This is a genomic window from Sphingopyxis sp. Soil_C_28 (assembly GCF_057657055.1).
In genome coordinates, this window is record NZ_JBDGJE010000002.1 from 1,036,806 (window position 1) to 1,059,527 (window position 22,722).

The window sequence follows — 22,722 nt, forward strand, 5'->3', positions numbered from 1 at the left end:
CCTCTTGATGCTGCCCGGGCAGGCAGCAGCCGAAGAGGCCACGCTCGCGGCGGGCGAAGAAGCGGCGGTGGGCACAGCCGATGCTGTCGACCAGGCCGACGACGTCAGCCGCGGCGACATCATCATCGTCACTGCGCGCCGCCGCCAGGAAACCGCGCAGGAAGTGCCGGTGGCGATTTCCGTTATCCGCGGCGATTCGATCGAGGCGACGGGCAACTTCAACGTCGTGAAGCTTCAGCAGCTCGCGCCGACGTTGCAGGTCTACACCACCAACCCGCGCAACACATCGGTCAACATCCGCGGTCTCGGTGTGCCGTATGGCCTGACCAGCGATGGTTTCGAACAGGGCGTCGGCATTTATGTCGATGACGTTTATAATTCGCGCGTCGCCGCCGCGACTTTCGATTTCCTCGATGTCGATCAGGTCGAGGTTCTTCGCGGGCCGCAGGGCACGCTGTACGGTAAGAACACCACCGCTGGCGCGATCAACATCACGACCAACCAGCCGACATTCGATTTTGAGGGCCGGGCAGAGCTTAGCGTCGGCAATCTCAATTACCGGCAGGCCAAGGCGGCGGTCTCCGGTCCGCTGACCGATACCATCGCCGCTCGCATCGCCATCGCGGCGACCAGCCGGCGCGGCACGCTTTTCAATGTCACGAGCGACCGCTGGATCAACGAACAGGACAATCTCGGCCTTCGCGGCCAGTTGCTGTTCAAGCCCAGCGAAGATCTCAGCATCACGCTGTCGGGCGACTACAGCAAGCAGGATCCCGAAGGTTATGGCACGGCGTTCGTTCGCGTCGGCAGGACGCAGCGCGCGCTCAACCGCCAGTATGATGCGCTGATTGCGGCGCTCAATACCGCGAATCCCGGCCAGAGCTTTACGGTGCCCAGCCGCAACGTATATGACCGCCTGACCGACATCGATGCCAGCCTTAACGCGGGCAACAAGATCGGCGGCGTTTCGGCCAAGGTGAAGTGGGACGTCGGTCCCGGCACCTTCACCTCGATCACCGCCTGGCGGTTCTGGGACTGGAAGCCAGAGAATGACCGCGACTTCACCGGCGCGTCGATCGTCTCGCGGTCGCAGAACCCGTCGCAGCAGGATCAGTACAGTCAGGAATTCCGATACAATTATTCCGGGGACAAGCTCGACTTCGTCGTCGGGCTGTTCGGTTTCAAGCAGCGGATCGATACCCAGGGTACCGAGCAGCAAGGTCCGAACGCGAGTCTGTGGAGCCTGACGGCGGCGCAGGGCGCGAACAATCCCGCCATCCTCAACGGCCTGACCGCAACCAACACGCAGTTCCTGAAGAGCACGAGTGCGGCACTCTATGGTCAGCTCAGCTATAAGCTGACGCCCGAACTGACCATTCAGCCGGGTATTCGCGTCAATTATGACAAGAAGTCCGGCTTCTACCAGCGCGTCGTAACCAATGGCGCCGGACAGGTTCTCGACTGTACGCCGCCGCTGGTAACGAACAGCGCGCTTGCCGCGCAGTGCGGCGTCTATCAGCCGCAGAGCACGTCGCCATCGGTCAGCGACTGGAACTTCAGCTACGACCTCAATGTGAATTACAAGGTTACGCCGGATATTCTCGCTTATGCGACCTATGCGAAAACCTTCAAAACCGTCGGTATCAACCAGAATGGCCTGCCGCTCAACAGCGCCACCAACCTGCCCGAACTGTCGGCCAGCACGGTGAAGCCGGAATCGGTCAACCACTACGAGATCGGTCTCAAAACCTCGTTCTTCAACCGTCTGGCGACGTTCAACCTCTCGGCCTTCCGCACCGAGATCAAGAATTTCCAGGCAACGGTGAACGGCGGCCAGTTCGGCACCGTTCGCGGCTATCTGGCCAATGCCGAAAAGGTTGTCTCGCAAGGTATCGAGGCCGACTTCAAGATCCGCGCCAGCGACCGCTTCACGGCCTATGCCAATGGTGCCTACACCGACGCCAAGTACAAGAAGTTCGTCAACGCGCCCTGTCCGCCCGAGCTTTCGGGTGGCACGCTCCAGCCGGTGGGCGCGACGCCCGACTATTCGCAGCCCGGTGTCCCGGGTGCGCTCAGCCCGAGGCAGTGCGACATTTCCGGCGCCGACCTGCCCGGCGTATCGAAATGGGCCTTCTCCTATGGTGCCGAGGCCAACGCCCCGGTCACGCTGCTGGCGAAGGACGGACAGCTTTATCTGGGCGTCGACGGCAATTATCGCTCGCACTGGAATTCCAATGCATCGCCGTCGATCTACACCGACGTCAAAGGCTATGCGTTGACCAACTTCCGCGTCGGTTTCCGGGCCGACGGGGTCGACGTTTTCGGCTGGGTCCGCAACGCGTTCGATGTGAACTATATCGAGACGCTGCAGGTCGCACCGGGCAACGTCGGCCTGATCGCCGGCCAGCCGGGCGATCCGCAAACCTGGGGTGGAACGGTCAAGTTCAGCTTCTAAGCGCGTTTCAAATCGCCAAAAGAAAAGGGCCGCCCGCGAGGGCGGCCCTTTCTCGTGCCGGCTGACGGCGTCAGCGCTGCTGCGGGTTCTGGCGACCCTGATCGGGGCGCTGGTCGCTGCCAGGCTGACGATCCTGGCCGCCCTGCTGCTGTTGCTGGCGGCGCTGCTCTTCGTCGCGATCCGCCTGCGGTTTCTTCTCATTCTGCTGGTTGGGGGTGTTAGCCACTTTCCATCTCCTTTTGCCGCGTGATTTAACGATGCGGCATCCGGTCAACCCACCGGCCCTGTTCGATGTTCCGTCAGATGTTCCGGCCTTTCGTCGGGCCGTTCCTGTTCCGCGATGGACGTCTCGACGTTTGCCGCGCCTCCGCGTTTGTAATCGGACCACTCAATCACTGAATTCAGCTTATTCGTTTAGGTCGATTGGGAAGCGGGGCCTATCGTCCATGGGTCATAGCGAAAGGATGACGGCATCGACTCGCCACGCGCCCGCACGACAAACCATCTGGCGACCCCGAAGTCGCCCGCACGTCATGTGCTCGTCACCCTGTCGCGCCAGCATCCCCAAACCATAAAAGGAGAGACTGCATGAACGACCAGACCCCCATCGGAAGCGGCTGCCCCGTCCACCAGCCCGGCGGCGTGCGTTCGATGCTCGGCCGCACCAACAAGGATTGGTGGCCCGACATGCTGGCGACCGAAGTCCTGACCCCGAACGGCCCTTCGAACCCGATGGGCGATGATTTCGACTATTCGAAGGCGTTCGCGCTGCTCGACTATCAGGCGCTGAAGAATGATCTGACCGCCCTGATGACCGACAGCCAGCCGTGGTGGCCCGCCGACTATGGCCATTATGGTCCGTTTTTTATTCGCATGGCGTGGCACGCCGCGGGTACCTATCGCACCGCTGACGGCCGCGGCGGCGCCAACAGCGGGCAGCAGCGTTTTGCGCCGCTCGACAGCTGGCCCGACAATGGCAATCTCGACAAGGCGCGCCGCCTGCTGTGGCCGATCAAGCAGAAATACGGCAACAAGATCAGCTGGGCCGACCTGTTCATCCTGACCGGAAATGTCGCGATCGAAAGCATGGGCGGCCCGGTGTTTGGCTTCGGCGGCGGCCGCGCCGACGTGTTCGAGCCCGAGCGTGACATTTATTGGGGCAGCGAAGACAAGTGGGTGAACGAAGGTGTTCAGACCCGCATCGACCCCGACAAGGGGTTCGCTGAGATCGAAGGGCCGCTGGCCGCGATCCAGATGGGCCTGATCTATGTCAATCCCGAGGGTCCGGGCGGCAATCCCGATCCGCTTCTGTCGGCGCGTGACATGAAGGAAACCTTCGAGCGCATGGCGATGAACCATGAGGAAACCGTCGCGCTGACCGCGGGCGGCCATACCTTTGGCAAGGCGCACGGCAATGGCGACGCTTCGCTGCTCGGCGCGGCGCCCTCGGGCGGCGATCTGGCGGCGCAGGGTTTCGGCTGGGTCAGCAGCCACGACAGCGGCGGCATCGGCGAGCATAGCGTGACGAGCGGCATCGAGGGGTCGTGGGTCAACACTCCGACCGAATGGTCGGAAAATTATTTCCGCCTGCTGCTCGACTATGATTATGAGCTCGTCCACTCGCCCGCGGGCGCGCAGCAGTGGCAGCCGATCAACCAGAAGCCGGAGGATATGGCCCCGGCGGCGTGGGATCCGAACGTCAAGGTTCCCACGATGATGACGACCGCCGACATGGCGCTGAAGATGGATCCCGAGTTCCGCAAGGTCAGCGAGAAATTCCGGACCGATCACGAAGCGTTCAAGGATGCGTTCGCGCGCGCCTGGTTCAAGCTGACCCATCGCGACATGGGACCCAAGGTCCGCTACCTCGGCCCCGAAGTGCCCGGCGAAGACCTGATCTGGCAGGATCCCATTCCCGTCGGCACCACGCCTTCGGATGCCGATATTGCGGCGGTAAAGGACAAGATCGCCAATAGCGGCTTGACCGTCAGCCAGCTGATCAAAGCCGCTTGGGCTTCGGCGAGCACCTATCGCAAGTCGGACCACCGCGGCGGCGCCAATGGCGCCCGCGTTCGCCTCGCGCCGCAAAAGGATTGGGACGTCAACGAACCGGCGCTCCTCGGCAAGGTGCTGAGCACGCTCGACGGGCTGCGCGGCAATCTGTCGATCGCCGATGCGATCGTCCTTGGCGGCGTCGTCGGTCTGGAAAAGGCGATCAAGGATGCGGGCTTCAATGTCGCGGTGCCGTTCACCGGCGGGCGCGGCGATGCGAGTGACGCGCAGACCGATGCCGAGAGCTTTGCGGTGATGGAGCCTGAGGCCGACGCCTTTCGCAACTATCTTGGCAAAAAGAAGCTGGCGGTGAAGACCGAGGAAATGATGCTTGACCGGGCATCGTTGCTCGGCCTCTCGGTTCCCGAGATGACCGTGCTGGTCGGCGGGCTGCGCGTGCTCGGCGCCAATCATGGCGAACGCGGCCACGGCCACTTCACCAAACGCTCGGGCCAGCTGACGAACGACTTCTTCGTCAACCTGCTCGACATGACCAATGTCTGGAAGGCGGTCGATGGCTCGGACGACCAGGAATATATCGCCACCGACCGCAAGGGCGGCGGCGAAACCTGGCGCGCCACCCGCGCCGACCTGGTATTCGGTTCGAACTCGGAACTGCGCGCGGTCGCCGAGGTTTATGCCGAGAGCGGCCATGAAGAGAAGTTCGTGAAGGACTTCGTCAAGGCCTGGACCAAGGTGATGAACGCCGACCGTTTCGACCTCGCCTGAGCGCATAGCCAGACGACGGGTCGCGGACCCGCCCCCGGGGACATGGGCCTGGGGGCGGGTCTTTTTTGGGGCTAGTGCGCGTCGGTCGGCGCCGGCCCTCCGATCGGCGGGGGCTTGCAGAAGGGTACCATCGCCAGCGCGGCGAGGAAGATCCAGGACATCAGGCGGAAGACGTCGTCGAAAGCGAGCGTCAGCGCTTCGCGACCGATGACGTGCGCGAGGGTCGACCCCGCCATCTGCGCCGCGAGCGCCGGGTCGGCGACATAATGGCCGATATGCTGCGCGAGCCCCGCCGCGGCTTCGTTCGCGGCCTCGCTCGACCGGCCGAGCGCCTCCGACAGGCGGAGCATGTGCAATCGCAGACCGTCGCCGAGCCAGGTGTTGACCAGCGCGATGCCGATCGCTCCGCCGAGGTTGCGCATCAGGTTGAACAGCCCCGAGGCATAGCGCAATTCCGGCCCCTCGAAATTGCCGAGCGCGAGCCCGACCGAGGGAACGATGCACAGCATGATCGCGAAACTGCGCACGACCTGCGGCCAGAACAGTGCGGCAAAGCCCCATTCGGGGGTCATGAAGCTGAACATCCAGAGGCCGACCGCGAACAGGCTGAGCCCGAAAGTGATGACAATGCGCGGGTCGACGCGCTGCGACAATATGGCAGCGAGCGGAACGCCGAGCAGCTGCGCCAGCCCCGAGACGAAGACCGTCGTGCCGATTTCCGACGCATTATATCCCTGCACCCGGCCAAGGAAGATCGGCACCAGATAGGTGCTGGCGTAGAGGCCGAAACCGATCACGAGGTTGAACACGCAGGCGAAAGCGAAGGTCGGCTTGCGGAACGGCGTCAGCTTCACGATCGGCCCGTCCGAGCGGAACGAGCGTTCGAGGAACAGCCCGAAGGCGACGAACGACAGCCATCCGGCGATCGCGATCGACGGTTCGTTGAACCATTCATGCTTCGGTCCTTCCTCGAGCACATATTCGAGCCCGGCGAGGAAGATCGCCATCGAGGCGAGGTGGACCCAATCGATGCGGCGCAGCATCGGCAGGTTCGGCTTGTCGATCTTGACCAATGCGATGATCGCGAGCGTCACCGCGGCGCCGGGCACGACGTTGATGAAGAACACCCAGCGCCAGCCCATTGCATCGGTGATCCAGCCGCCGACCGTCGGGCCGAGCGTCGGCGCCAGCACCGACACCATGCCAAGGATCGCGGGGATCATCGCGCGCTGCTTGCCCTCGAACAGCATATAGCCCGTCGCGAATACCGTCGGAATCATCGCGCCGCCGACGAAACCCTGCACCGCGCGGAACAGGATCATCGATTCGATGTTCCACGCGAGCCCGCAGAGCATGCTGGCGATCGTGAACAGCCCCGCCGATGTCGCGAACAGCCAGCGCGTCGACAGCGCCTGCGCGAGGAAGGCCGAGAAGGGGATCATGACGAGTTCGGCCATCAGATAGGCGGTCTGCACCCAGCTGATTTCGTCGGGCCCGGCGCTGAGCCCGGCCTGGACCTCGTTGAGCGATGCGGCGACGATCTGGATATCGATCAGCGCCATGAACTGGCCGAACGCCATCACCGCGAAGATCAGATATTTGCGCGCATCGGGCATCGCCGCCGGGTTGAACGGCGCGTCTGCGGCAGTGGGGGAAAGCGGGATGGAGGCCATGGGTCTTGTCTCCTGTCGTCTTTATATTATATGCGTCATATAAAGGGAGTCGACAAGTGCGCTATTCGGAAACTCACAAGGCAGAAACGCGTGAGCGCGTTTTGAAAGAGGCGGCGAAGGAAATTCGCGCCAAGGGCCCCGACAATGTCGCGGTGTCGGGGATCATGGCGCGCGCGGGACTGACCCACGGCGGCTTTTACGCGCATTTTCCGTCGAAAGACGCGCTGGTTAAGGAAGCGATCGGGGCGATGTTCGCCGATGCGCGTAAACGCACCGAGCGGATCGATGCGGCGGGCGATCCGCGCGCGGTGCTGCGCGCCTATGTCGATTTCTATCTGTCGCCCACGCATCGCGACAGCCGCGACCGGGGGTGCCCGCTGCCGACGCTGTCGGGCGATTTTGCGCGATCGCTGCCCGCGACGCGCGAACGTTTCGGCGCGGGGGTCGAGGGGATCGTGAGCCGCCTTGCGGGGCCGTTGGCAACGCTTGGTTATCCCGATCCGCAAGCCGAGTCGCATGCGCTGCTCGCGCAGCTCGTCGGCGGCGTTGCGCTGGCCCGCGCTGTCGGTGATCCGGGGTTGTCCGACGCGATGCTGAGCGACACGCATGCGAGCATTGTTGCGCGTTACGGACTGGAGATCGCACAATGACGCTCGCAAAGGTGCAGGGGCTGATCGCCTCGGGCGGCCGTCCGCCGATCGGCGAGACGCTGGGCTTCCAACTGGTCGATGCGGGTGAGGGCTGGGCCGCTTTCGAGGGTGTTCCGGGCCCCGAACATTTCAATCCGATGGGCTTCGTCCACGGCGGTTATGCCGCGACCTTGCTCGATTCGGCTTGCGGAATCGCGGTGGTGACCCGGCTTGCCGACGATCAGGCGATGACGACGCTCGAACTCAAGACCAGCTATTTGAAGCCGATGACGGGCCAGACCGGCAAGGTTCGCGCCGAGGGACGGGTGATATCGATCGGTAGCCGCGTTGCTTTTTCTGAAGCGAAGATCACCGACGAGGCGGGGCGTGTGCTGGCCACCGCGACCTCGACGCTGCTGGTGCTGAGCCAGTGAACGCGCCGGTGACGATCCAGGTCGACGCGCCCGTCAAGAAGCGCTTTGCGGTTCCGCGCAAGGCCGGGGTGGCAGGGCTGATCGCGCTGTTGATCGCCGCGGCGGGCATATGGTGGCTCACCGCACCGCGCACGTCGGAATCGACCGACAATGCGTATCTGCAGGCCGACGCGAGCGAAGTCGCGCCGCGCGTCGGCGGACTGGTGACCGCGGTGCTGGTGCGCGACAATCAGGCGGTCGCGGCGGGCGATCCGCTCGTGCGCATCGACGTGCGCGACTATGAAACGCAGGTTCTGGCGGCCGAAGCAGCGGTTGCCGACGCCGATGCGCAGGTTGCAACGGCGCGCGCGACGCTCGCTTCGCTCGGTGCCGATCAGCGGCTCGCGGCGGCGCATATCCGGTCGATCAACACGCAGATCGCGGCGGCCGATGCCGAATCCGCGCGGGCGGCCGCCGATCGACGGCGCTACAACACGCTGGTCGCCGAAGGATTTGTGACGAAGCGCGATGCCGAACGGGTCGACGCGGCCGCGGTGGGCGCCGCGTCGACAGCACAACGCTCGCGCGCCGATCTGGGCGCCAGCATCGAAGAGGCGTCGGTAACCCGCGCCCGCGGACCGATCTTGCAGGCCCAGGTAAAAGCGGCCGAAGCGGCGGCGGCAAAGGCGCGCGCCGCACTCGCGCTCGCGAAGCTCGATCGCGGGCATACGCTGGTCGTCGCGCCGATCGATGGCGTCGTCGGCAATCGCCGCATCCAGGTCGGCGACTATGTCCAGCCGGGCTCGCGGCTGCTCTCGGTCGTCCCCGTGCGCTCGATCTATGTCGTCGCCAATTTCAAGGAAACCCAGACGCGCGAGATGCGGCCGGGGCAGAAGGTCGAGGTCAAGGTCGACGCGCTGGGCGGCGATCCGCTGACCGGGACGATTGAAAGCCTCGCGCCCGGATCGGCGAGCGAGTTCACCTTGCTGCCCTTCGAACCCGGATCGGGCAATTTCACCAAGATCGTCCAGCGCGTCGGCGTGCGTATCCGGCTCGATGCGGGGCAGGCGGCGCTGACGCAGCTGCGCCCGGGCCTGTCGGTGACGGCGAAGGTGTGGCTGCGCTAGGAGGTCAGTCCATCGCCAGCATGTCGTCGAGCAGCGCCAGCGCGTCCTTGCGCGGCGCGTCGGCGTCGAGCAACGGATTGAGGCGATCGTCGAGCAGCAGGATCGCAAAGCCGTGGACCATGCTCCACGCGCGCGCGGCGTGGGCGCGGGTGGCGCGTTCGGCGTCGGGGTCGCCCGCGTGGGTCGCCGCGACCGATCCGGTCAGCGTGGCGAAGGCGCGCAACATGGCTTCGTTCAACGCGGGGCGCGTCTTGTCGAGCCGCTCGCCGCGGAACATCAGCTGGAATAGCCCCGGATCGGCGAGCGCGAATTCGACATAAGCGCGGCCGATCGCGTTGAGCTTGTCCTGGGGATCGGCGTGCTGCGCCGCTGCGGACTGCATACGATCGGCGAAGCGATCGAAGCCGACCGCCGCCAGCTCGCTGACCAGTCCCGTGAGATCGTCGAAATGATTTTTGGGCGCCGCGTGCGACGCGCCGACCTCGCGCGCCACGCCGCGCAATGTCAGGCCGGCAACGCCGTCGCGGTTTACGATATCCTCGGCCGCGACGAGCAGCGCCGCGCGCAGATCGCCATGATGATAGGGCTTGGTCATGGCCTTGCTTAACCGCGCAATGTTTCCACTGTCAATTTCGGCTTGACTCGCCCCGGAGCGATCGTCAATATTGACAGTGGAAACATTGAGCCGGAAAGGACATTCCGATGAAAACCTTGCTCCATGCTCTCGGGCCGATGCTGTTTGATTCGCTCGGCGTCATCGTCTTTGCGGTGCTGCTGGTCGCCGGTGCGGGGATCGTGCCTGCAACGATTGCCGGCACTGTGGTTGCGATCGCGGTCGTCGGCTATGAACTGCTGCGCGGCAAGAAGGTCGCGGCGCTGCAGTGGATCAGCCTGGCATCGGTTCTGCTCACCGCCGCGGCGACGCTCTTCACCGGCGACCCGCGCTTCGTGATGGCCAAACCCACGATCGTCTATCTGGTGGTCGGGACGGTGATGCTGCGTCGCGGCTGGCTCAATCGCTATATCCTGCCCGAACAGCTGGCGCTGGTCGGCGATGTCATGGACCGGTTCGGCATGATCTGGGCGGCGCTGATGTTCACCAGCGCAGGCCTCAACCTCGTCGTCGCGATCTTCTTCACCGCCTGGTGGCCGCTGTTCGTCGGGATATTCCCGCTGGCGTCGAAGTTCGGTCTGTTCGCGGTCCACATCGCGGTGGTGCATTTCATCGGGCAGGCGCGACGGCGCAGCCGCGCGGGCGGCGCGCTGCAACCAGCGGCGGCCGAATAGGCTTAGTCGGCGTCGAGCCCGTAAGCGGTGTGCAACACGCGCACCGCGAGTTCGGTCTCGTCCTCGTCGATCAGCACGCTGACCTTGATCTCGCTGGTCGAGATTGCCTGAATATTGATACCGCGGTCGGCCAGCGCGCGGAACATCGTGCTCGCGACCCCGGCGTGGCTTTTCATGCCGACGCCGACGACGCTGATTTTCGCCACCTTGTCGTCGCTGATGATGCGGTTGAAGCCGATCTTGTCCTTCGCGGCTTCGAGCAGGTCGATCGAGCGCAGCAGGTCGGTGGCGGGAACGGTGAAGGTCACGTCGGTCTCGCCCTTTTCGCGGCCGACATTCTGAATGATCATGTCGACGTTGATCCCCGCCGCGGCGAGCGGGCCGAAGATATTGGCGACCGCGCCGGGCTTGTCGGGCACGCGCGTGACGATGATCTTCGCTTCATTCTTGTCATGGGCGATGCCGGTGATCAGCTGCCGTTCCATCTGATGTTCCTCTATTTCCTCGTCGCTGACGATCATCGTGCCTTTTTTGGGAGCCTCATCGCCCTCGACGAAGCTCGAGAGGACCTGCACGCGCACGCCCTCTTTCATCGCGAGCCCGACCGAGCGGGTCTGGAGCACTTTCGCACCGACGCTCGCGAGTTCGAGCATTTCTTCATAGGTGACATAGTCGAGCTTGCGCGCGCGCGCGACGATGCGCGGGTCGGTCGTGTAGACGCCGTCGACGTCGGTGTAGATGTCGCAACGATCGGCCTTCAGCGCCGCAGCCACGGCGACCGCGCTGGTGTCCGACCCGCCGCGGCCGAGCGTCGAGATGCGGCCATCGTCCATCAGGCCCTGGAAGCCCGGGATCACCGCGACTTCGCCCTTGGCCATCGCGGCGGCCAGTGCGCCGGTGTCGATGTCAGAAATGCGTGCGCGGGCGTGCGCTTCCTCGGTCCGGATCGGGAGCTGCCAGCCGAGCCAGCTGCGCGCCGGGGTGCCCATCGCCTGCAGCGTCAGCGCGAGCAGGCCCGAGGTGATCTGCTCGCCCGCGGCGACAACAACGTCATATTCGGCGGGGTCGTAACGCGGGTTTGCCTCGCGGCAGAAATTGACGAGGCGGTCGGTTTCGCCAGCCATTGCCGAGACCACGACCGCGACTTCGTTGCCGTTCGCCACTTCGCGCGCGACGAGTTTCGCCACGGTGCGAATCCGCTCGGTGCCCGCCATCGACGTGCCCCCGAATTTCATCACGATCCGCGCCATGTCGCCCCGCTTTCCTGAACTGGTTTCGGCCGCAACTTTTCCAAGCATTTCTGCGGCGCTCGCGTCGTTACGGAAGGGGGAAGGCGATGGCAAGACCGGCTTTATATGCGGCGGATAGAATTTCTTGCATGGCGCGAGGCGCGGTGCCACATCGCAGGGCATGAGTGCTGCCACGATCAACCCGCACGAAGCCGCCCATTTCGGCGCGCTCGCCGCCGACTGGTGGGATCCGCACGGGTCTTCGGCGATGCTGCACAAGCTCAATCCGGTGCGCCTCGCCTATATCCGCGCGCAGATCGATGCGCATTGGCATGTCGATGCGCGCGAGCGTTATGCACTGGCGGGTCGCCGCGCCATCGACGTCGGGTGCGGCGCGGGGCTGCTCGCGGAACCGCTTGCGCGGATGGGCGGACAAGTCACCGGAGTTGATGCGGCGCCGGAAAATATCGCAGCCGCGCGTAACCATGCGGCGGGGCAGGGGCTGGCAATCGAATATTTCGCCGGCGAACTCGCCGCGCTGCCGCCCGCGACCTTCGATCTCGTCACGTCGATGGAAGTCGTCGAGCATGTCACCGACCCCGCGGCCTTTATCGGCGAACTCGCGGCGCGGCTGGGGCCCGGCGGACTGATGATCCTGTCGACCCCGAACCGTACGGCGCTGTCGAAATTGCTGCTCGTCGAAGCCGCCGAGCGCGTCGGCGCGGTGCCGCGCGGGACGCACGATTGGGACCAGTTCCTGAGGCCTGAGGAACTGACTGAATTGCTCGAAGGCGCGGGGCTGGAGGTCATAGACCGCACTGGCCTGTCGCCGTCGCCGGCGAAAGGCTTCAAGCTCGGCGGAAGTGAAGCGCTCAACTATCTGGTTGCGGCGCGGTGGCCGGGGCGCTGAGCTTTGCCGCGTAATTTGTCGCCCCCGCGAAGGTGACGGTTAGAAGTCGACGTCCTCATAATATTTCGGCGGCGTCACGATTTCCATCCGCTCGGCGAGCAGCGGGCGGAAGCTCGGGCGTGATTTCAGGCCCGAATACCAGCCCTTGGTCTGCTCATGCCCCGTCCAGTCAATCCCGCCCAGATAGTCGGCGACCGAGATATGCGCCGCCGCGGTCAGGTCGGCGAGGCTCATCGTTGCGCCGGCCAGCCAGGTGCGGTGGTCGATCAGATAATCGACATAGTCGAGATGATTGTTCGCGGCCTTCATCGCTTCGCGCAGCGCGCCGCCGTCGGGCGGCTGGCGGTGGACGATGCGTTTTTGCATACGCTCGAACAGCAGCGGCCCGGTGACTTCATAGTAAAAGTCATGATCGAACCATGAAGTCAGCCGACGGATTTCGGCGCGGCTGGCGGCCGTGCCGTTGATCATCGCCTTGCCTTCGACGGTTTCCTCGAAATATTCGGCGATCGCCATGCTGTCCATCAGCACCTGGCCGCGCGCCTGATCGACCATCACCGGGGTGCGGCCAGCCGGGTTCAGATCGATGAATTCGTCGCGGCGCTCCCATGGCGATTCGCGCACCAATTCATAACCGACGCCCTTTTCGCCCAACAAAAGGCGGACCTTGCGCGAAAAGGGACAGAGCGGGAATTGGTAGAGTTGCCACATGCCCCCGGCATAGCGGCAGCGGGGCGCCGCGCGCAACGGCTATGGCGCGCGCTGGCCCAAGGATTGTGGATTAAGCGTCAGCGGCGGGCCGCGTCGCGCTCGCGTTCCCATTGCGCCGCAAAGTCGCGCGCCATGTCCTTGAGCACCGGCGCATAAGCCGCGAGCGCCGAGGCGGCGTGTCCCGCCATCCGCGTTCCAGCGCGCACGTCGGCGCCCATGCGCTCGGCATATTCGGGATCGCGGCCGGTCATGTCGCCAAGCGTCGCATCGGGCGGAATATAGGCTGCGTCGGATTCGGGATCGATCTGCGCCACGGCCTTGGCGAGCGGGCCGACCTCCATCTGCATCAGCGCGCCGACCATCGCCGTGATCGTGTCGGCCATCCGGTCCTGCGCCACCGGGTCGTTGAGGGTCGCGACGGTGTCCTGCATCGCGCCATCGGCGGCGGTAGCCGGGAGTGGCGCGGCAAGCGCGAGAAGGGGGAGGGCGATCAGGGCAATGCGGGGCATGACTTCCATCCTTTCAAAGGACGCATGGTTCATCAAAGCTCACGTCCCTAGAGAGGTCACGCTTTCACTGCGCTGAACGACGCATGGTAGTGCGACGAGCCGCACCGCCACCACGATGAAGTCATTCCGCCGCAACCACCTCGGCTTCGGCATCGCTCAACGGATGCGCGAGGCGGGTGAGCATTTCCTTCGGGCAAACCTGCCAGAACTGACCCTGCCAGCGGTCCCAGTCGGCGAGCACTTCGCTCGACCATTTGCTGCCGGTCGCCTTGGCATGGTCTTCGACCAGTTCCTTCACCACCGATTCCCAGTGTACGCTGTCGATCCGCTGCCAGACGATCGATTCGGCATTGGCGCGGCGTTCGAACTGGCCGTCGGTGTCGAGGATGAACGCCATGCCGCCGGTCATGCCCGCGCCGAAATTCGATCCGACGGGGCCAAGGATCACCGCGGTGCCGCCCGTCATATATTCGCAGCCATTGGCGCCGCAGCCCTCGACGACGACCTTCGCCCCCGAGTTGCGGACCGCAAAGCGTTCGCCGGCCTGACCCGCCGCGAGCAACGTGCCCGCGGTCGCGCCGTACAACACGGTGTTGCCGATGATGCTGTTGTGCTGGCTGACTAGCGGGCTTGAGACGGTCGGGCGCACGATGATGCGACCGCCCGACAGACCCTTGCCGACATAGTCGTTGGCGTCGCCGAACACTTCGAGCGTGATTCCGCTGCACAGGAAGGCCCCGAGCGACTGACCCGCAGTCCCGCGCAGGCGAACCTGCACATGATTATCGGCGAGGCCTTTCATCCCGAAGCGCGCGGTGACCTCGGCCGACAGGCGCGTGCCGACGGCGCGGTGCGTGTTGCGGACATTATAGGTCAGCTGCATGCGCTCGCCGCGCTCGAACAATGGTTTCGCATCGCCCAGGATCTGCGCGTCGAGACTGTCGGGTACCGGGTTGCGGAAGTGCGGCCCCTGCGAGCGGCGCTGGTCGTCGGGTGCGTCGACCTTGGCGAGGATCGGGTTCAAATCGAGGTCGTCGAGATGTTCGGCGCCGCGGCTGACCTGACGCAGCAGTTCGGTGCGGCCGATCACCTCGTCGAGGCTGCGGCAGCCGAGCTTGGCGAGGATTTCGCGGACCTCCTCGGCGATGAAGGTCATCAGGTTGATGACCTTCTCGGGGCTGCCGGTGAACTTCTGGCGCAGCTTTTCGTCTTGCGTGCAGACACCGACGGGGCAGGTGTTGCTGTGGCACTGGCGCACCATGATGCAGCCCATCGCGACGAGGCTCAAAGTCCCGATGCCATATTCCTCGGCGCCGAGGATCGCCGCGATGACGATATCGCGGCCGGTCTTGAGCCCGCCGTCGGTGCGCAGCCGGATGCGGTGGCGGAGGCCGTTGAGGGTCAACACCTGATTGACTTCGGACAGGCCCATTTCCCACGGCGTGCCGGCATATTTGACGCTCGTTTGGGGCGAAGCGCCGGTGCCGCCGGTGTTGCCCGCGACAAGGATGACGTCGGCGTGCGCTTTCGCGACGCCCGCGGCAACGGTGCCGATGCCCGCCGAGCTGACGAGCTTCACGCAGACGCGCGCCTTCGGGTTGATCTGCTTCAGGTCATAGATGAGCTGCGCGAGATCCTCGATCGAATAGATGTCGTGGTGCGGCGGCGGGGAGATGAGTGTCACGCCGGGCGTCGCGTGACGCAAGCGCGCGATGAATTCGGTGACCTTGAAGCCCGGAAGCTGGCCGCCTTCGCCGGGCTTGGCGCCCTGTGCGACCTTGATCTCGATCTCGTCGCACGCGCCGAGATATTCGGCGGTGACGCCGAAGCGGCCGCTCGCGATCTGCTTGATGTTGCTGTTGGCGTTGTCGCCGTTGGGGTAGGGGCGATAACGTTCGTTTGCTTCGCCGCCTTCGCCCGACACCGCCTTCGCGCCGATGCGGTTCATCGCGATCGCCAGCGTTTCGTGCGCTTCGGGCGACAGTGCGCCGAGCGACATGCCGGGGGTGACGAAGCGCTTGCGGATCTCGGTGATCGCCTCGACGCTGTCGAGCAGGATGCCCTGCGCCGGATAGTTGAACTCCATCAGGTCGCGCAGATAGATTGGCGGCAGGTCGGCGACCCCGCGCGCGAATTGCAGATAGGTCGAATAGCTGTCGGTCGCGACCGCGGTCTGCAGCAGGTGCATCAGCTGCGCCGAATAGGCATGCGCCTCACCGCCCGCGCGTTGACGATAGAAACCGCCGATCGGCAGGGTGGTGACGCGCTTGTCGAACGCCGCCTCATGCTTCTCGGTCGCGTTGATGAACAGCGACTGATAGCCTTCGCCCGAAATCTTCGCCGGCATGCCGGGGAACAGGTCATTGACGAGCGCGCGCGACAGGCCGACCGCCTCGAAATTATAGCCGCCGCGATAGCTGGAGATCACCGCGATCCCCATTTTGGCGAGGATCTTGAGCAGCCCGTCGTCAATCGCCTTGCGGAAACGCAAATGGCAGTCGCCCAGCGACAGTTCGCCGCCGAACAATCCGCGCGCGTGGCGGTCGGCGATTGCGGCCTCGGCCAGATAGGCGTGGACCGTCGTCGCGCCGACCCCGACGAGCACAGCAAATGCGTGTGTGTCGAGTACTTCGGCCGAGCGGACGTTGATCGAGGCGTAGCTGCGCAGCCCCTTGCGGACGAGGTGCGTGTGCACGGCGGCGGCGGCGAGCACCATCGCCATGCCGACGCGGCCTTCGCCGATGGACTGGTCGGTCAGGAACAATTCGCTGCGTCCCGCGCGCACGGCATCCTCTGCCTCGCGGCGCACGCGCGCGATCGCTTCGCGCAAGGTCGCGGCGTCGCCGCCGACGGGGAAGGTGCAATCGATGTCGGCGACGGCGTCGCCGAAATAGGCGCGCAACCGGTCCCAGTCGTCGCCGACAAGCACGGGGCTGTCGATCACGAGCACATGGTCGCTCTGCCCCTTTTCATCGAGGATATTGGCGAGGTTGGCGAAGCGCGTCTTCAGGCTCATCACGTGACGTTCGCGCAAGCTGTCGATCGGCGGGTTGGTGACCTGGCTGAAATTCTGGCGGAAGAATTGCGCGACGTGGCGCGGCTTGTCGGAGATAACCGCAAGGGGCGTGTCGTCGCCCATCGACCCGATCGCTTCCTTGGCGTCCTCGACCATCGGCGAGAGGATCAGCTCCATATCCTCCATGGTGAGGCCAGCAGCGACCTGACGGCGGATCAGTTCGGCGCGCTCGAAAGTCGGCAGGCTCGACTTACCGCCCTTGGGCAGGTCGGCCATCGTGCGGAAACCCTTGACGCGCGAGCGGTAATCCTGCGCGTCGGCGATCTTGTCCTTGATCGCGAGATCTTCGTACAAAACGCCTTCTTCCAGATCGACCGCGATCATCTGCCCGGGACCGAGGCGGCCCTTCTTGCGGATGCTCGCTTCGGGCAGCAGCACCATCCCGCTTTCGGAGCCGACGACGAGCAGATTGTCGGCGGTCAGCGTGTAGCGCAGCGGGCGGAGCGCGTTGCGGTCCATGCCCGCAACCGCCCAGCGGCCGTCGGTCATCGCGAGCGCGGCGGGGCCGTCCCACGGCTCCATCACGCTGGCGAGATAGGAGTACATCGCGCGGTGGTTGTCGGGGACGTCGCACTCGGTCGTCCACGCCTCGGGAACGAGGATCAGCTTGGCGGTCGGCGCATCGCGGCCGGCGCGGCACAGTGCTTCGAACACCGCGTCGAGTGCGGCGGTGTCGCTGGCGCCTGCCGGGATCACCGGCTTGATGTCTTCGCTATGCTCGCCGAACGCGAGGCTCGCCATCTTGATCTCGTGGCTCTTCATCCAGTTCTTGTTGCCGCGGATCGTGTTGATCTCGCCATTATGGGCGAGGCAGCGGAACGGTTGCGCCAGCCACCATTGCGGGAAGGTGTTGGTCGAATAGCGCTGGTGAAAGATCGCGACGCGGCTTTCGAACAGCTTGTTCATGAGGTCGGGGAAGAAATCGCCCAGGCTCTCGGCAAGAAACAGGCCCTTGTAGATGATCGAGCGCGCCGACAGGCTGCAAATATAAAAGTCGGCGATCTGCGCCGCGATCACTTTTTTCTCGATGCGGCGGCGGACGAGATAGAGCTGCTTTTCGAACTCGGCGAGCGACTGTTCGTCGGGCAGGGGGCCGGCGATCATGATCTGCTCGATCTCGGGGCGCGTGCGCTGCGCCTTGTCGCCGATCACCGACACATCGACCGGCACCTGACGCCAGCCATAGATGGTAAAGCCCGCATCGATGATTTCGGCCTCGACGATCGTGCGGCATTCTTCCTGCGCGCCCAGATCGGTGCGCGGCAGGAAGACCATGCCGACGGCGAGGCGGTTCGGGCGCACCTTGTGGCCCGACGCCGCGATCGCATCGTCGAAGAAGCGGACCGGAAGATCGACATGGATGCCCGCCCCATCCCCCGTCTTGCCGTCGGCATCGACCGCGCCGCGGTGCCAGACGGCCCGCAACGCTTCGATCGCCGCCTCGACGACGCGGCGCGAGGCCTTGCCATCGGTCGCCGCGACCATGCCGACGCCGCAGGCATCGGATTCCATATCGGGGCGATACATGCCGTCGGCTTCGAGCCGCGCGTGTTCGGGGGTGGGGTAGTGGGTCATTCCGTTGCTTCCAATCGCCGCGCTACAATAGATTCCATCAGGGTCATGATCTGTTCTTCTTCGTCAGGAAGATATTCATTCTGCCAGTCGAGGCCGATTTGCTGCGTACGCTTTGCTATCGCCTGCAGCTTTGGCGCGACGCTCGATCGTCCGAGTTCGAGCAACATGGCTTTGTCCGATTCATCGAACTGAGGCGTGATTGCACGCGCGGTCGATTGAAGGTCGGCGACCACGGCGTCTGATGCAATCGTAAAGTCATCTGACTGTTTCGCTGACTTTACCATATTCTGGGTCTGCAGGTTATCGATGGTCAGCGCGACCAGTTTGCGCCCCGTCGAAGATTCGTAAAAGCGGATCAGGAAGGCCAGATCGGCTTCGTCGAAGGTTTCGGCATAAAGCGCCGACTGACGACGTTGAAGTTCGGGTAATCTGACGCGCAGCGAATGGTTGATGATCGGCATCAACTTGTCGATCAGTTCCGTCGTTACGCCCGGCGCGCTGGCTTCCAGCTCCGCCATTTCCGCGTGACTACCGAAAAGATCGAGCGCGAATTGACGGGCTTTCGCGTCATCGCCGCTATCGCCGATCATTGCCTTTTCGCTGTTCAGTATTACTGCCAGACGATCCGCGAGGGTCTGCTTCTTGTCGATCCCCACAGTCACGTCGCCCTCTTTTGCCAAAGCAAAGGACGGCGACGCAAATACCAGCGCGAGGGCGGCTGACGCCACTAAGGGGTGCCACTTGTTCATTCGGTTCTGTCGGGCCGGCCCAGCCGCCCGCGCGCGTTGGTTGCGGCCTCCTCGGCGGCTTGCTGCGCAGCGAGCGAAGCGTTTTCATACGCGGTCTCGAGGTCTTCGACGCGCTTCACATCGGCCGCCGACCAGTTGCTGCGGTCATAGGCGGGATCGGCAACCGCGTCGGTGGCGTAGTCGGCTGCGTCCGCTGCTGCCGTCGCCGCATCGGCCGCCGCGTCGATCGCATAATCATCAGCGGCCTCGGCCGCGACCGCGTCGGTTGCTTCGACGCTGTCGGTCTTCCACATGTCGCGCTGTTCCTTCAGCACTTTCACATCGACCTTCATCAGCTTGGCGAGCTTGGCGAGTTCCTTGTCGTCGAAGTCGGAAAGCTGCTTTTCCTTCGGCAGATCCTTGAAATCCTTCTCGAGTTCGGGCGCGCGGTCGATGAATTTGGTGATCAGCGGCGGAACCGCCTTGACCACGGCAACCATGACTTCGGGGTCGGCCTGCAACGCCATCCATTCATTGGCATAGAGCGTCCCGGTCGGGGTCGCGAGGAAGCCGTTGAGGTCGGTGAGCTGCGCCGCGGTGAACTTGCGCGCATAGGCTTTCGACATGCCTTCGCGCATCGGCGGTTCCATGTCGCCCAGCACCTCGCTGATCAGCGGCTTGATCACTTTGGTGATCTGGTCTTCGCGTTCCTTGCGGTGCGGGTCGAACATATCGGCGACCTTCCCCTTGGTCGCTTCGTCCAGCTTTGCGATCTGGTCGCTTTCAACGCCGGTCTGGATCGAGAGCATCAGGTCGGATTGGCCGCCGAACTCGCCCATGATCGTTTTAAACATCTTGCCGTACAGATTATCGATCATCTTCTCGAGGCTGCCGGCAGGGATCAACGCACCCATCGTCTTTTGCGCCAGCGTCAGGCGGGCGGGCTCGATCGGCGGCAGGCTGCTCGTGTCGAACATCTTTTCGACAAGCGCGATCGCCTCGTCCATTTCCTTCTGCATCTTGGCCTTTGCGGCTTCGGCAGAGGCTTCGCTGTCATACTCGCTCGATGCCTGCTCTTCGGCGGGCGTGGAGACGGTTTCTGCCACCGGAGCCTCCTTCGGCGCGGCAAAAGCGTTTGCAGGTGCGATCGCGATCGCTCCAGCGAGCAGAATCGATTTGAACGTCGGCATCATGAAAATTCCTTCCCTGTTGGTCATGCCGCCTTCTTTTCGCTTTTCGCCTTGGCTTTCAACCACTTTGCCATTTGTTCGCTGACATCGCGGCCGTCGCGGATGCCCCAGACGACCAGGCTGGCGCCGCGGACGATGTCGCCGGCGGCGAAAACCCCCGGCAGGCTGGTCATCATCGTCTGATGATCGACGCGCAAAGTGCCCCAGCGCGTCACCGACAGGTCGGGCGAACCGAACAGGTGCGGCAACTCCTCGGGATCGAAGCCCAGCGCCTTGATCACCATGTCGGCGGGCACATCGAATTTGCGGCCCGGGTCGGCTTCGGGGCTACGTCGGCCGCTCGCGTCGGGGGCGCCGAGGCGCATGCCCGCAACCGCGACCTCTTTGATGCTCTTGTCGGCGGTGAAGCTTTCGGGCGCCGACAGCCAGACGAACTCGACGCCTTCTTCCTCGGCGTTCGACACTTCGCGTAGCGACCCCGGCATATTCTCGCGGTCGCGGCGATAGAGGCATTTCACCGACTTTGCGCCCTGCCGCACCGCGGTGCGCACGCAATCCATCGCGGTGTCGCCGCCGCCGACGACGACGACATGTTTGCCCTCGGCATTGAGGCGGCCATCGTCGAACGCGGGAACCGCGTCGCCAAAGCTCTTGCGGTTCGATGCGATCAGATAGTCGAGCGCGGCGATCACGCCCTCGGCGCCATTGCCCGGAACATTGATTTCGCGCGCCTTGTACACGCCGGTCGCGATCAACAGCGCGTCATGCTTCTGGCGCAGCGCGTCTAGCGTTGCGTCGCCGCCGACATCGAAGCCGAGGTGGAACTGGATGCCGCCTTCGACCAGACGGTCGATGCGGCGCATCACCACTTCCTTCTCCAGCTTGAAACCGGGGATGCCATAGGTCAGCAGCCCGCCGGCGCGATCGTGGCGATCATAGACATGGACTTCATGCCCCGCGACGCGCAGATATTCGGCTGCCGTCAGCCCTGCGGGGCCGGCGCCGATGATGCCGACCGACTGGCCGGTCGCGGCGCCCGGATGCAGCGGCTCGACCCAGCCCTCGGCCCACGCAGTGTCGGTGATATATTTCTCGACGCTGCCGATCGTGACCGCGCCATGGCCCGAAAATTCGATGACGCAATTGCCTTCGCACAGGCGATCTTGCGGGCAGATGCGGCCGCAGATCTCGGGCATCGTCGAGGTTGCGTTGCTCAGCTCATAGGCTTCGCGCAGCCGCCCCTCGGCGGTCAGGCGCAGCCAGTCGGGGATATGGTTGTGCAGCGGGCAATGGACCGAGCAATAGGGCACGCCGCATTGCGAGCAGCGCGCCGCCTGCGCGTCGGCGTCGGGCGCCGCATAGCGCTCGGCGATCTCGCGAAAGTCGTGCGCGCGTTCTTCGGCGGAGCGCTTGTCCGGATAGGATTGTTCACGCTCCACAAACTGGAGCATGCGATCGGAAGCCATGCAATATCCCCTTCTGGAAGGGCGGATTGCATGGGCCAAATGGGCGTGTCACGAGCAAATTGCGAGATAGGACAGAAATACTAACCTAAAATGGAGGTCGAATCTGGATCAAAATGGGTTTGCGCAATTATCTTTCGTCGATTAGTATCTTTTCGGCCCTATCTCATGCCGAGCCAGATCAGCGCGGCGACCCCTGCGATGATTCGATACCAGGCGAAGGGTGCAAAGCCGTAGCGCGTGACGACGGCGAGGAACGCCTTGATCACCGCCCATGCGACGACAAAAGACACGAGCGAGCCGACAGCGATCAGGCCGAGGTCATTCGTCGTAATCGCATCGCGATGCTTGAACAGCTGGAGCACCGTCGCGCCGGTCAGAGTGGGGAGCGCGAGGAAGAAGCTGAACTCGGCCGCGGTCTTGCGATCGACCCCGAACGACATCGCGCCGAGGATCGTCGCGCCCGACCGGCTGACCCCCGGGATCATCGCGATGCACTGGACGAGCCCGACGAGGATCGATTGCCGCGCCGATACATTCGCCACCCCGCCAACGTCCGTCGTCTTGGCGAAACGCTCGACGAGCAGGATGGCAAAGCCGCCGATGATCAGCGCCCAGGCGACGACGACGGCGTTCTCAAGCAACAGCTCGATATAATCGCCAAAGGCGAGGCCGAGGATGACCGCCGGGAAAAAGGCGAGGAGGAGATTGCGGACAAAGGCGATCGCGACCGGATCGCGACGGAAAAAGCCGGTGAACATCTCCCAGAATAATTTCCGGTACAGCACGACGATCGCGAGGATCGCGCCGGGCTGGATTGCGATGTTGAAAATCGCCCAGCGCGACGCGTCATAGCCGAGCAGCTCGGTCGCGAGGATGAGGTGGCCCGTCGATGAGACAGGCAGGAATTCGGTCAATCCCTCGACAATGCCGAGGATGATCGCGGTCAGCCAGATACCCATGATG

18 protein-coding genes are annotated in these 22,722 nt (G+C 64.1%); 7 read left to right on the plus strand and 11 right to left on the minus strand.

The genetic code is table 11. From position 1 onward, the window contains the following. Window positions 1-7: 7 nt before the first annotated feature. A complete protein-coding gene (locus AC3A43_RS13280) occupies window positions 8-2,455 on the plus strand; it encodes a TonB-dependent receptor (RefSeq protein ID WP_487793054.1) in 2,448 nt (815 codons plus the stop codon). 70 nt (window positions 2,456-2,525) lie between these two features. Here the strand turns inward: AC3A43_RS13280 and AC3A43_RS13285 are convergent, their stop codons facing one another. Continuing rightward, entirely contained in the window at window positions 2,526-2,681 is a 156-nt protein-coding gene (locus AC3A43_RS13285; RefSeq protein ID WP_487793000.1) for a hypothetical protein, read from the minus strand. A 362-nt stretch (window positions 2,682-3,043) separates the two neighbouring features. Here AC3A43_RS13285 and katG point away from each other — a divergent pair, with 362 nt between their 5' ends. Continuing rightward, window positions 3,044-5,236 (plus strand): catalase/peroxidase HPI, encoded by a 2,193-nt coding sequence (katG, locus tag AC3A43_RS13290; RefSeq protein ID WP_487793001.1) that lies wholly within the window; start codon window positions 3,044-3,046, stop codon window positions 5,234-5,236. Window positions 5,237-5,307: 71 nt separating this feature from the next. Here katG and AC3A43_RS13295 read toward each other — a convergent pair whose 3' ends face one another. Then, entirely contained in the window at window positions 5,308-6,909 is a 1,602-nt protein-coding gene (locus AC3A43_RS13295) for a DHA2 family efflux MFS transporter permease subunit (protein WP_487793002.1), read from the minus strand. A 56-nt stretch (window positions 6,910-6,965) separates the two neighbouring features. Between AC3A43_RS13295 and AC3A43_RS13300 the strand changes: the two genes are divergently transcribed. From AC3A43_RS13300 to AC3A43_RS13310, 3 genes are read left to right on the plus strand one after another with little or no spacing between them, the layout of a single operon-like run. After that, on the plus strand, window positions 6,966-7,559 hold the full coding sequence (locus tag AC3A43_RS13300; protein WP_487793003.1) for a TetR/AcrR family transcriptional regulator: 594 nt from the start codon (window positions 6,966-6,968) through the stop codon (window positions 7,557-7,559). Beyond that, window positions 7,556-7,972 carry a PaaI family thioesterase gene (locus tag AC3A43_RS13305; protein WP_487793004.1) on the plus strand — a complete coding sequence of 139 codons (417 nt, stop codon included), beginning with the start codon at window positions 7,556-7,558 and terminating at the stop codon, window positions 7,970-7,972. The genes AC3A43_RS13300 and AC3A43_RS13305 overlap by 4 nt, the downstream gene beginning before the upstream one ends. Window positions 7,973-7,980: 8 nt before the next feature. Next, window positions 7,981-9,078: an HlyD family secretion protein gene (locus AC3A43_RS13310; protein WP_487793005.1), complete on the plus strand. Its 1,098-nt coding sequence runs from the start codon at window positions 7,981-7,983 to the stop codon at window positions 9,076-9,078. Between the two features lie 4 nt (window positions 9,079-9,082). Here AC3A43_RS13310 and AC3A43_RS13315 read toward each other — a convergent pair whose 3' ends face one another. Next, window positions 9,083-9,673, minus strand: coding sequence for a TetR/AcrR family transcriptional regulator (locus AC3A43_RS13315; protein ID WP_487793006.1), 591 nt, complete (start codon window positions 9,671-9,673; stop codon window positions 9,083-9,085). A 107-nt stretch (window positions 9,674-9,780) separates the two neighbouring features. Between AC3A43_RS13315 and AC3A43_RS13320 the strand changes: the two genes are divergently transcribed. Beyond that, window positions 9,781-10,365, plus strand: a complete 585-nt coding sequence (locus AC3A43_RS13320; RefSeq protein ID WP_487793007.1) for an inner membrane-spanning protein YciB — start codon at window positions 9,781-9,783, stop codon at window positions 10,363-10,365. 2 nt (window positions 10,366-10,367) lie between these two features. Here AC3A43_RS13320 and AC3A43_RS13325 read toward each other — a convergent pair whose 3' ends face one another. Further along, on the minus strand, window positions 10,368-11,615 hold the full coding sequence (locus AC3A43_RS13325; protein ID WP_487793008.1) for an aspartate kinase: 1,248 nt from the start codon (window positions 11,613-11,615) through the stop codon (window positions 10,368-10,370). Window positions 11,616-11,775: 160 nt separating this feature from the next. Between AC3A43_RS13325 and ubiG the strand changes: the two genes are divergently transcribed. Next, on the plus strand, window positions 11,776-12,504 hold the full coding sequence (gene ubiG / locus AC3A43_RS13330) for a bifunctional 2-polyprenyl-6-hydroxyphenol methylase/3-demethylubiquinol 3-O-methyltransferase UbiG (protein ID WP_487793009.1): 729 nt from the start codon (window positions 11,776-11,778) through the stop codon (window positions 12,502-12,504). A gap of 39 nt (window positions 12,505-12,543) precedes the next feature. Here the strand turns inward: ubiG and AC3A43_RS13335 are convergent, their stop codons facing one another. The 7 genes from AC3A43_RS13335 to AC3A43_RS13365 form a co-directional block, all read right to left on the minus strand. Further along, window positions 12,544-13,215 carry a glutathione S-transferase family protein gene (locus tag AC3A43_RS13335; RefSeq protein WP_248459872.1) on the minus strand — a complete coding sequence of 224 codons (672 nt, stop codon included), beginning with the start codon at window positions 13,213-13,215 and terminating at the stop codon, window positions 12,544-12,546. Between the two features lie 77 nt (window positions 13,216-13,292). Continuing rightward, window positions 13,293-13,724, minus strand: a complete 432-nt coding sequence (locus tag AC3A43_RS13340) for a hypothetical protein (protein ID WP_487793010.1) — start codon at window positions 13,722-13,724, stop codon at window positions 13,293-13,295. A 121-nt stretch (window positions 13,725-13,845) separates the two neighbouring features. Then, window positions 13,846-18,375: a glutamate synthase large subunit gene (gltB, locus tag AC3A43_RS13345; RefSeq protein WP_487793011.1), complete on the minus strand. Its 4,530-nt coding sequence runs from the start codon at window positions 18,373-18,375 to the stop codon at window positions 13,846-13,848. Next, the gene (locus AC3A43_RS13350; RefSeq protein ID WP_487793012.1) at window positions 18,372-19,124 is read right to left on the minus strand and encodes a DUF2059 domain-containing protein; all 753 of its coding nucleotides are present in this window, start codon (window positions 19,122-19,124) and stop codon (window positions 18,372-18,374) included. Before AC3A43_RS13350 ends, gltB begins: the two co-directional genes overlap by 4 nt. Next, window positions 19,121-20,320, minus strand: a complete 1,200-nt coding sequence (locus tag AC3A43_RS13355) for a DUF2059 domain-containing protein (RefSeq protein WP_487793013.1) — start codon at window positions 20,318-20,320, stop codon at window positions 19,121-19,123. Before AC3A43_RS13355 ends, AC3A43_RS13350 begins: the two co-directional genes overlap by 4 nt. Continuing rightward, window positions 20,317-21,759 (minus strand): NAD(P)-dependent oxidoreductase, encoded by a 1,443-nt coding sequence (locus tag AC3A43_RS13360; protein ID WP_487793014.1) that lies wholly within the window; start codon window positions 21,757-21,759, stop codon window positions 20,317-20,319. Before AC3A43_RS13360 ends, AC3A43_RS13355 begins: the two co-directional genes overlap by 4 nt. 158 nt (window positions 21,760-21,917) lie before the next feature. Then, window positions 21,918-22,718 carry an undecaprenyl-diphosphate phosphatase gene (locus tag AC3A43_RS13365; protein ID WP_487793015.1) on the minus strand — a complete coding sequence of 267 codons (801 nt, stop codon included), beginning with the start codon at window positions 22,716-22,718 and terminating at the stop codon, window positions 21,918-21,920. Window positions 22,719-22,722: the final 4 nt, after the last annotated feature.